The sequence below is a fragment of the Nostoc sp. NMS7 genome, from assembly GCF_017115085.1.
GTDB lineage: Bacteria > Cyanobacteriota > Cyanobacteriia > Cyanobacteriales > Nostocaceae > Nostoc.
This window is the reverse complement of sequence record NZ_JABXKJ010000262.1, coordinates 36,546-46,725: the sequence shown is the minus strand read 5'-3', so window position 1 is coordinate 46,725 and position 10,180 is coordinate 36,546. Positions and strand designations below refer to the sequence as shown.

Genomic DNA, 10,180 nt, shown 5'->3' with positions numbered 1-10,180 from the left:
AGAGAGTTGATACGGCTGTTCGTTTAGCGTCCTAACCTATACTTCGATTGCTATAAAATCAGTTTGTGTAGGGATTTGAACGCAAGTATAAATATAAAGAATCGTGGGACGCACGATCTTAAAGCTCAAATTATGTCCTCAATGAGGAGTCTTTGAGAAGCCTACACTTACTCGTTAGAGAAGTGTAGGTACGTCACTGTATTAACCAAAATGCTGAATAATTGCCTCGGCAAATTCCGAACATTTTAATGGTTCAACTGGCGGTTCTAGCAACCGGGCTAAATCGTAGGTGACTTGACTATTTGCGATCGCATCGCTTAAACCTTTCTTAACTAAGTCTGCGGCTTCTTGCCAACCCAAAAATTCTAACATCATCACCCCAGACAAAATCAGTGAACCAGGATTAATACGATCTAAACCGGCGTGTTTGGGTGCGGTGCCGTGGGTAGCCTCAAATATGGCACTAGCATCACCAATATTTGCCCCTGGCCCCATTCCTAAACCGCCAACAATGGCGGCGGCGGCATCAGATAAGTAATCGCCGTTCAAGTTCATCGTCGCCAAAATCGAATACTCATCCGGTCTAGTTTGGATTTGTTGAAAAATACTGTCAGCAATCCGGTCATTCACCAAAACTTTATCTTTCCATTTGCCATCGCCGTGGGTTGCCCAAATTGAGTTAAGAATAGTTTCAACTTCCTTGATAATTTCCGCTTTTTTCTCTTCGGTGAGAGAATCAAATCCCGGATCAATCTGGCGGGCGTTTTCTTCTAAGGAAATATTCGGATTTTTTTCCTTATTACTCAAAATCCAAGATTCCCGTTCAGTGACAGTTTCTGAGCGAAATTCATTGATTGCTAATTCATAACCCCAATCACGGAAAGCGCCTTCGGTGTACTTCATGATGTTGCCCTTATGCACCAAAGTCACTTGTTGCTTGTGTTTGGGCAATAGCAAAGCGTGTTTGATCGCACGTCTGACTAGGCGCTGGGAACCAGTTTTGCTGATCGGTTTGATGCCAATACCAGAATCAAGAGGAATTCGTTTTTTCCCATGTTCTGGGGTGGCGGGGATCAATTCTTCATTGATAATTTTAATTAAGCGATCGCCGATTTCGCTACCTTGTCGCCACTCAATCCCTAAATAAATATCTTCCGTATTCTCCCGATAAACAATTACATCCAGCTTTTCGGGATTTTTATGGGGTGAGGGCGTACCTGCATAGTAACGACAAGGACGCACGCAGGTATACAAGTCAAAAATTTGCCGCAGCGCCACATTTAAAGAACGAATTCCCCCCCCAACGGGAGTAGTCAAAGGTCCTTTAATAGCTACACCATATTCTTCAATTGCCGTGAGAGTATCTTGAGGTAAATACTGATAAGTACCGTATAAATCGCAGGCTTCATCCCCAGCGTAAACTTTGAACCAACTAATTTGACGCTGACCCTTATATGCTTTGGCTACCGCAGCATCTAGCACTTTTCGAGTAGCAGGCCAGATGTCTATACCTGTGCCGTCGCCCCGAATAAAGGGGATAATTGGATCGTCCGGTACGATTGGTTCACCATTTTTGAAGGTGATTTTTGCTCCAGTTGCGGGGGGGGTAATCTTGTCGTACATAGTTCACACACTCCTAATGGATACGCTGCTAGTCAAAAAATCCTTATGTGGCAAGGCTTGCATATTTTACTATGTCTTTTGTTTACCAAGTTATCAGGCGCAGATTTTCCCCCTATTTCCCTTGTACATTATTTCGGGATTAAGTGTGGGATTCAGTGAAGCGATCGCAATTTTGTACGATCAAAAATAGTAAACTACTTTTCGCTATCAGTGCTTCACCTTGGAGAAGCCCAATAGCTTACCACTCTTTCACTGACCGCTAATACGAGAATGGCATGACAGACCCAATGATTTTATCAAGCCCTGCTAATGACATTGACTCCCTCCGACGACCGTTAATCGCTGGGTCTGAAAAAGTCCAACAGCAGATAATCCCACAGCTAGCTGAGTTGGGTAATGAAGGATTAGACGTGTTGATGGAATTTTTACTGAAACGACGTGAGAACCCAGCGACTTGGGTTGATGGCAAAGCTTACCAAGTCCTCTACAACTCTGATGCACCTCAAGCTAAAGAATTTCTATGCTCCTGTTTTCCTGAAGGAATTGTACCTCTAAAATCAGAGTGCGGGATTAACTACAATTCTTTGCAACAACTACTGGCGGCTCAAGACTTCCAAGCAGCCGATCGCGTCACCATCGAAAAAATGTGTGAACTATCAGGGACAACGGCTGTACAGCGAAAATGGTTGTATTTTAGTGAGGTAGAAAATGTCTCGGCTGTTGACTTGCAAACTATTAACAACCTCTGGTTAGTCCACTCCGAAGGTAAATTTGGCTTTTCAGTCCAGCGAGAAATCTGGTTAAGTTTGGGTAAAAATTGGGAGAATTTCTGGCCGAAAATTGGCTGGAAAGCAGGTAACATCTGGACGCGATACCCTAACGAGTTTACCTGGAATTTGAGTGCGCCTAGAGGTCACTTACCCCTCTCTAATCAACTTCGGGGGGTACGAGTCTTTGCTTCTTTACTCTCTCACCCAGCTTGGTCGGAGAATGCAGAAAAATGATTTTCAGCCTAGGTACAAATAGATTATGATCAATCCCAACAACCGAGAATTCTACGTGATCATTGAACGGGATGAAGATGGCTACTATGTTGGAGAAGTCCCTCAGTTAAAAGCCTGTTACAGTCAGGGAGAAACAATTGATGAGTTGATGGCTAATATCAAAGAAGTAATTGAACTTTGTTTAGAGGATGTCTGAAAAGTCAAAAATTTCATGCTGTAGTCTGCGATCAGAGTATGACTTAAAGAGCCTAAAAGTCAGAAAGTTCGGACCTGAACGAAAGAGCTTTGGTAAGACAACAATTCGTTTAGAACCTGATGTTGCAGAGGTTTTTCCTAATGCCGATGCTGTCAATGAGGCTCTAAGATTTTTGATTACAATTGTGCAGGAAAACCAAGTTTCTGCACTTACAAAGCAGCCTCACAGTTCCTCAGAGGGGACAAATAAAAGCCCCTAGTACCGCTTCTCTACGAGACGCTACGCGAACGCGTAATTCGTAATTACGTTATAGCAAGGGTTTCAGACATTAGAAATGGGTGGCTTATTTACGCCGTGCTGTACTAGTGCTGAGTTGGAGGTTACTTGGCGCAGATCCCAAACTGAAAATATCAAATCAGATAATGGCAAACGTTCGTTTAGAAGATATTAAGCGTCGATTTAATAATGTCACCGCGATCGAGGATATTACCTTTGAAATTCCTGATGGCGAGTTTTGGGTTTTAGTTGGGCCATCGGGTTGTGGTAAGTCTACAATTTTGCGAACGATCGCGGGTTTAGAAACCGCCACATCTGGTAAACTCTTTATTGGCGATCGCTTGGTGAATAATATCCCAGCCAGACAACGGGATGTGGCGATGGTCTTTCAAAACTACGCTCTCTATCCTCACATGAGTGTGGCGCAAAATATCGGCTTTGGCTTGCAAATGCGTCAGGTTGACCGGAAAATCATTCAAGAACGGGTGATGAATGTGGCGCGATCGCTTTCTCTAGATCACCTGCTAGATCGTAAACCCAAACAACTCTCTGGGGGACAGCAACAACGGGTAGCATTAGGGAGAGCGATCGCTCGTGAACCACAAGTATTTTTACTTGATGAACCTTTATCTAATTTAGATGCCCAATTGCGCGATGATACCAGGGCAGAATTGAAACAGCTACATCAAGAATTAGGCATTACAACTATTTACGTCACTCACGATCAAGTTGAAGCAATGACTTTGGCTGATAAAATTGTCGTGCTAAATCGTGGGCGGATTCAACAAATCGGCGATCCCCAAACTATTTATGCAAGTCCCATTAATCAGATGGTGGCAAGTTTTTTAGGCAGTCCGCCAATGAATATTTTGCCTGTAATCTATCAAAATAACGGTTTTAATGTGAGTGGACAGTTATTAGCAATTCCAGCAGTTGTGAAAGAAAAATTACAGTTGCGTCAGGGAGACAGTTTTGATTTGGGGATTCGTCCAGAGCATATAAAAATCAACACTGACTCAGAACTGAGTACTCAAAACTCAGGACTGTTATCGGTTGAAGTTAAACTGGTGGAACCTTTGGGGAGGGAAACTTTGATTCGGGCTGGTTTATCTGGTTCGGCGGTGGTGTTGAATATTCAGGTAGGCTCTGATGTGCGTTTGCGTCCAGGCGATCGCCTTTCTCTACAACTCGATTTAAATCATTTGTTTATATTTGATTCCAAAACTGGCGACAGAATCTTACCTCATGAGTGACTCTGGTTTGAAACTGCCAGAAATAATTGCCAATTCCCAATTTCTTGTAGCCATAATCTAAGAAAATAAAAATTGCAATAGAAATTTAATGGATTCGTCCCAAAAACTTATATGACTATTAATCGACGCCATTTCTTGTTCTTATTTACAGCAGGTGCAGGTACTTTTGCATTAGATGCTTGTGCATTGGCAGATAAATCTCCTAAGGCAAACACTGCAACTGCCGACACAACAGCAAATACAACAGCAAATACAACAGGTGCTATCCAACTACCGCCTTTAGCTTACGCCTACGAAGCACTGGAACCACACATTGATGCTAAAACGATGCAGTTTCACCATGATAAACACCATGCAACTTATGTAAAAAACCTGAATGCAGCCTTAGACAAACACCCAGAACTCAAAGGCAAAAGTGTTGAAGAACTGTTGCAAAAACTTGACAATGTGCCAGAAGATATCCGCAAAGTAGTACGCAATAATGGCGGTGGTCATGTCAACCACTCAATGTTCTGGAAAATTATGAAGCCGAAAGGTGGGGGAGAACCAACAGGAAGTATAGCCACCGCGATTAATCAAAATTTTGGCTCTTTTGCAGCTTTCAAAAAACAGTTTAACGAAGCTGGTGCTGCCCGTTTTGGTAGTGGTTGGGTTTGGCTAGTGCGTAACAAAGGTGGCAAGTTGGAAGTCACAACTACAGCTAACCAAGATAATCCCCTAAGTGCAGGCAAATATCCCATTCTGGGTAATGACGTATGGGAACATGCCTATTATCTAAATTACCAGAATCGCCGCCCCGATTATTTAAATGCTTGGTGGAATGTGGTTAATTGGGATGAGATTAACAACCGGTTTGCAGCCGCAAGTAGATTTGCGTGAAACCAGACAACAATTTAGAGTTATAAGCGCTGAAAAACTGGCAATAGAAATTATTTCTGCTGCCAGTTTTTTGATGTGATAGCAAATGTGGAAAGGATGTATAGCAATCCTATTTGATGTGTGAAAATCGCAAGACTCAGATCCCTGACTTCTTAGAGAAGTCGGGGATCTTGTTGTTCACGAATGATTAAGGGACTTCCAACAAATAAATTATCCAATCTTGTGGGGCGGGCAAGATGCCCACCCCACAAGAAGTAGTTGAGTATTTTTTTATTTGGAAATCCCTAAGTAGGGCTATATTGTTTCACCAAACATGAAAACTGCTGTAATAATTAATTCTAACTCCCCACTCTCATTCGGCTACGCTCACGGCAAGCCTACTCCCCAACTTTTTTCCAAGGAAGTTTGACTGTAAATCGACTACCTTTCCCTAACTGACTTTCAGCATGGACAGTCCCACCGTGCAACTCGACAATTTTTTGTACCATCACTAATCCTAAACCGGTGCCTGTAGAACGTCGCGTAGAGGAATTTTCAACTTGCATAAAAGGTTGAAATAATTTGAAAAGGTCATCGGAAAGCATACCAATCCCCGTATCTACTACGCTGAAAAAGATATATTTATTTGTGGAATTTGGCTGAACTTCAATCCAGACTTTGCCTCCTTCTTTAGTAAACTTGATAGCGTTAGTCAACAGGTTGATAAATACTTGGCGAATGCGGCGTTCATCAACTTGGATGGGTTCGAGTTCTTCCGGTATTTGTATACTCAGGTGGATATTTTTCTGGAACGCCAAATGTTTAACAAAACTTAGGCTGGAGTCACATAATCCCCGAATTGAAGTAGTAGCTAGTTGCAGTTCTATTTTGCTGGATTCGATGTCGGTAAGGTCAAGGATCTGGTTAATTAATTCTAGTAGGTTCTTACCACTAGATTCGAGGATATTTAGAGACTGGCGCTGTTCTTCACTCAGAAGGCTGTACACTTCATCTTGGAGCGACTGTGTGATTTCAAGAATGGAGTTTAAGGGAGTCCTCAGTTCATCGCTGATGTTTTTTAAAAAGGTGCTTTTGGCACGATTTGCCATTTCGGCTACTTCTTTAGCCTCACACAGAGCGGATTCTGCCCGTATGCGATCGCATACTTCTAAAGTCAGGGCGACAAATTCCGCGATGGCGCTAACGAAATTTTGCTCACTCAGTTCCCATGTCCTCTTAATACCAATCTGCTCATACAATACTGTTCCCACCACTTCGCCCCCAACCCAAAGCTCGGTATCAATTAGGGATACAATATTATTTGGTAGTAGTTCATTCCATAATTCTTGTACTCTGGGATCGGTGCGAGTGTCAGTAACGGTGATGGTACGCGCAGCCGCCAGAGCTTTAAAGTAGATCGGATAATCTGCAAGGTTGCGTTCTATATCTGTCGAATGTCTCTGTTTACTACGTTCATAGAGATTTATACATTGTAGTTTGGTGCGTTGGCGCAACCCGCCGTCGGTCTTACTATTGAATAACCACACACCCACTCGCTCTACTTCTAAAGCATTGGCTGCTTTTTCGGTGATAACTTTGAATGCTGTTTCTAGATTTCCTTCAAAAACCGCTTTGTGATTTGCCAGTTCTGCCAGTACTCGACTATGCTGTCCTAGTTTTTGCTCACTGTTGATACGTTCTTGAATCTCTTGCTGTAATTCTTGAGTTTGCTGCTTAACTTGCAGTTCTAACTCTTGATTTTTCGTAGTCAGTGCAGTAAAGGTTTTGCGTAACTGCTGCGCCATGTCGTTGAAAGATCCGCCCAGCACATTTAGTTCCTTAATACCCTGTACTTTCACCACTGAATCTTCACCATTAGTAAAATCAGCTAAATCTTTTGTCGCCCTGCTGAAGTCCAAAATTGGCTGAGTTATCCAACGGGCGGTGACAATCCCCAATATAGTAGCTAATCCCAATGCTCCCAGACAGACAAAAATTGTCGTTTGAATGTTGCGATCAATTTGTCCCATAAAGTCTGCTTCTGGGACAGCTACCACAATCAACCAGTTGATATTTGGTTCGCCTTGTAACGGTCTAACTTCTAAAAATTGACGTTTGCCGTCAAAGGAGAAATCTAGTTGCTGTAAACTTTGAATCTGGTCAAGATTACTAAATTTAGTTACTAAATATTTAGCAGTTGCTTGAGTCAAAGAATTCCCGCTCTGGGAAGCTGCCAACCTAATCGGTTTACCATTTTGTAAGCGAAATGCTTCTTCTGTTGTGGAACTTGCGACTAATAGCCCCGATCGCTCGATAATAAAAATCTGCCCAGACTTGCCAACTTTGATATTTTGCAGCAAATTCCCAATTTCTGATAAGTGAGTTAAAGTGCTGTTGACTCCGAGTAACTCACCTTGAGAGTTATAGATAGGAAGAGAAGCACTAATCAGGAGTGTTGGTTCAGTCAGGGGTACAAAAATCTGACTAAAGCTGAATTTTCTGGCGGTAACTGCTGCTTGATAATTAGGACGCGATCGCGGATCATAATTTTTGATCACCTCTGGTAGTTGAGTACGTTGACCTTGAGAATCAATTTTGTAGGTGTAGAGATCGTACCCAGTTGACTTAGAGGCTTTTCTGAGCAAAAATTGGCGATCGTTGAGCTTCTCCACCGCTAAGTATTCTTGCTGTTCATTGCTTGCCGTTAACGCCAACGCATCTGGAAAAATCTTTAACTGCTCGATTAAATATGGCTCCCAGGTTGCAAGATTCTCGATCTTCAGCAACCCCATATCAATGATATTTTGATTACTGCGTAGTACGTGACGCGGGGTTGACAGATAAGTTTGTAAATTCTGCTGGACTCCATTGGCAACTTCACGACGCAATTCGCTAGCTACCTCATAGACTACTTTTTGCCCGTTGCTGATTGATAAATATGCAGTCAATCCCACAGCTAGGAAAATTTGCAGCACAAACAACGCCACCAGGATGTAACTTAGAGGTACGCCTTTAAGCAGGGAAAAAACACCACCTTGCCCAGTATTTTTGTTCATCTGCCCACTCCCCCTGCTTCCCCTGACTGTCCTCTACTACTGAGTACAACACCTTTACTTCGCTGTCCTGTGGGCTTAAGCATAGTTTGTACTCGGTGAGGTCAAGTGCCAATATAGCACTTCTGGCAAAAGAACAAAACGTTTATATTTACCATTTATCAAAAGCATTTCCACCTAAATTGCTGTCAAAATTAGAGCAACAGAATGTAGAATATATCAGCAAATATCCAGACCGTAGCAACTTGAGATATTTTAAAAAATAAGTTTTTCATGATTAGATAGAGCAGGTGTTGCCTGATCAGACAAATATCCTACAGAAAACAACCATAGCTGATTCACCCCGGAAAGCTACGACAACTAATACTGTTATGATACAAATACGTTGGTAGGGGCACGGCATTGCCCATTGGTGTCAACTTCAGCTAGAAATCGCTTGTTGACTTCCAGTCCCGCCCAGAAATAAATTTCTTTGGCTTTTAGCTAAAGTCTACTTCAGTAGACTAAAGACTTTTCGGATTATTTAGTGATCTTTAGATGACTTTCGCTAAAAGCCAAGGAACTTCAGTTCCTTGCGGGACATGGGTTTTACGTTAAGTTGACACGTATGGGCATTGCCGTGCCCCTACGCGAAATCTATATGTATCAGGGTTTTAGTGAAATGGTATAAGGGGTAAGCCAGTGAGTTGCGGTAAGTCCAGCGCTGTAAATGAGAGGTCAGAGCCGCTTATTAGATAATATTTACGTTAGCTTGTGTAGTATATAAGACAAATTTGTGGATATTCAATACGCTAAAATCGAGAGATATTAGGAGCTAATCCTAGCAAAATGTATATGAGGTCAGAAGAAAACTATGTTTATTTACCATAAACTATATCTCTAGATACTAGGCAGTTTCCGAACTAAGCATTTATATCTAATATATAAAATTGCTATCTTCAAGATTAGAAATTTATAAGTTAAAGAAATACAATTTTTATATTTTCTTTGTTATTTTGTATTTAGCGGGACAGTTCTTAATGATTTGGTGGGTTTAAATAACAATTAGTTAAACCATTTCTCCCCCCAAAGATCCATGTAAATTATTTGCACTCTGCTACTTTGCTTCTTAATTTACAAGCACAATGCAAATTGACCCGACAGATTACATGGTAATATTCCTAATCGGCAAATAATTCATCTACACAAGGAAAACCTTGCCTACAACTATGCTTAAAACAAAGAATCAGCGTATTTTTCTGCCTGCTTTTATTAACCCTTTAGAACCAAAAAATCAAGCAGGTAGTAAAAAGCAATTTCCTCAACCTAAATTAGATTTACTGCAACCATTACGTCAATGGCTCGACAAAATTGAGATTCAGAATCGCAAATTAGCCAAATTTATTGCTAAACTGATTCCTGCTCAGTGTCCATTCGAGCGTGATATTATGCTTTTTGGTCGCAAAATAGGCCACATTCCGCCAATGTGTAAGCTGAATCCGCTTTATAACGAACTTGTTTACTTGCGTTTTCGCGCTTTGTGTTATCTAGTAGATCAGTGTGGAGAGGATATTCAATCTTATTGCTGAACATAACTAGAGAAAACACAATATGGAAGATTCAAATTGAGCATCAACTTAAGACTTGAACGTCTCAATGAATTAGGTGTCTCTAAATGGGAAATTTGGCAAAAGGAAGTCTCAAAATTCCCTTGGGCTGATGATTCTCAAGAAACTTGCTACTTTTTGGCAGGTGATGTAGTTATTACTCCTGATGGTGGACAGCCAGTGCAAATGGGTAAAGGCGATTTAGTGATTTTTCCCGCTGGTATGTCCTGCACATGGGAAATTACAAGGGACGTAAAGAAGCATTATTACTTTGAATAGTCAATAGCCAAAAGTGATGGCAGAAATAGATCCCCGACAACTTTTATGAAGT

The 10,180-nt window shown here is 41.6% G+C and carries 8 protein-coding genes; 6 read left to right on the top strand and 2 right to left on the bottom strand.

The window, feature by feature from the left end; genetic code table 11:
* Positions 1-201: 201 nt before the first annotated feature.
* Complete coding sequence (locus tag HWQ38_RS38260; RefSeq protein WP_292805082.1) at positions 202-1,623, bottom strand: NADP-dependent isocitrate dehydrogenase; 1,422 nt, start codon at positions 1,621-1,623, stop codon at positions 202-204.
* Between the two features lie 275 nt (positions 1,624-1,898).
* On the opposite strand from HWQ38_RS38260, the gene HWQ38_RS38255 reads away from it, so the two are divergent.
* The 4 genes from HWQ38_RS38255 (at position 1,899) to HWQ38_RS38240 (ending at position 5,231) form a co-directional block, all read left to right on the top strand.
* On the top strand, positions 1,899-2,627 hold the full coding sequence (locus HWQ38_RS38255) for a GUN4 domain-containing protein (protein WP_292805079.1): 729 nt from the start codon (positions 1,899-1,901) through the stop codon (positions 2,625-2,627).
* A 25-nt stretch (positions 2,628-2,652) separates the two neighbouring features.
* Positions 2,653-2,823 carry a type II toxin-antitoxin system HicB family antitoxin gene (locus HWQ38_RS38250; RefSeq protein WP_292805076.1) on the top strand — a complete coding sequence of 57 codons (171 nt, stop codon included), beginning with the start codon at positions 2,653-2,655 and terminating at the stop codon, positions 2,821-2,823.
* 422 nt (positions 2,824-3,245) lie between these two features.
* A complete protein-coding gene (locus HWQ38_RS38245) occupies positions 3,246-4,352 on the top strand; it encodes an ABC transporter ATP-binding protein (protein WP_292805073.1) in 1,107 nt (368 codons plus the stop codon).
* A 111-nt stretch (positions 4,353-4,463) separates the two neighbouring features.
* Positions 4,464-5,231, top strand: a complete 768-nt coding sequence (locus tag HWQ38_RS38240) for a superoxide dismutase (protein WP_292805070.1) — start codon at positions 4,464-4,466, stop codon at positions 5,229-5,231.
* Positions 5,232-5,608: 377 nt separating this feature from the next.
* Here the strand turns inward: HWQ38_RS38240 and HWQ38_RS38235 are convergent, their stop codons facing one another.
* Positions 5,609-8,266 (bottom strand): ATP-binding protein, encoded by a 2,658-nt coding sequence (locus tag HWQ38_RS38235; RefSeq protein WP_292805067.1) that lies wholly within the window; start codon positions 8,264-8,266, stop codon positions 5,609-5,611.
* Between the two features lie 1,205 nt (positions 8,267-9,471).
* On the opposite strand from HWQ38_RS38235, the gene HWQ38_RS38230 reads away from it, so the two are divergent.
* Together HWQ38_RS38230 and HWQ38_RS38225 are read left to right on the top strand one after the other, a co-directional pair.
* Complete coding sequence (locus HWQ38_RS38230) at positions 9,472-9,831, top strand: Mo-dependent nitrogenase C-terminal domain-containing protein (protein ID WP_292805064.1); 360 nt, start codon at positions 9,472-9,474, stop codon at positions 9,829-9,831.
* Between the two features lie 36 nt (positions 9,832-9,867).
* A complete protein-coding gene (locus tag HWQ38_RS38225) occupies positions 9,868-10,128 on the top strand; it encodes a cupin domain-containing protein (RefSeq protein ID WP_292805061.1) in 261 nt (86 codons plus the stop codon).
* The last annotated feature ends 52 nt before the right edge of the window (positions 10,129-10,180 follow it).

Coding starts and splice junctions, on each gene's coding strand:
- HWQ38_RS38260 (WP_292805082.1), bottom strand. CDS start 1,623: ATGTACGACAAGATTACCCCCCCCGCAACTGGAGCAAAAATCACCTTC.
- HWQ38_RS38255 (WP_292805079.1), top strand. CDS start 1,899: ATGACAGACCCAATGATTTTATCAAGCCCTGCTAATGACATTGACTCC.
- HWQ38_RS38250 (WP_292805076.1), top strand. CDS start 2,653: ATGATCAATCCCAACAACCGAGAATTCTACGTGATCATTGAACGGGAT.
- HWQ38_RS38245 (WP_292805073.1), top strand. CDS start 3,246: ATGGCAAACGTTCGTTTAGAAGATATTAAGCGTCGATTTAATAATGTC.
- HWQ38_RS38240 (WP_292805070.1), top strand. CDS start 4,464: ATGACTATTAATCGACGCCATTTCTTGTTCTTATTTACAGCAGGTGCA.
- HWQ38_RS38235 (WP_292805067.1), bottom strand. CDS start 8,266: ATGAACAAAAATACTGGGCAAGGTGGTGTTTTTTCCCTGCTTAAAGGC.
- HWQ38_RS38230 (WP_292805064.1), top strand. CDS start 9,472: ATGCTTAAAACAAAGAATCAGCGTATTTTTCTGCCTGCTTTTATTAAC.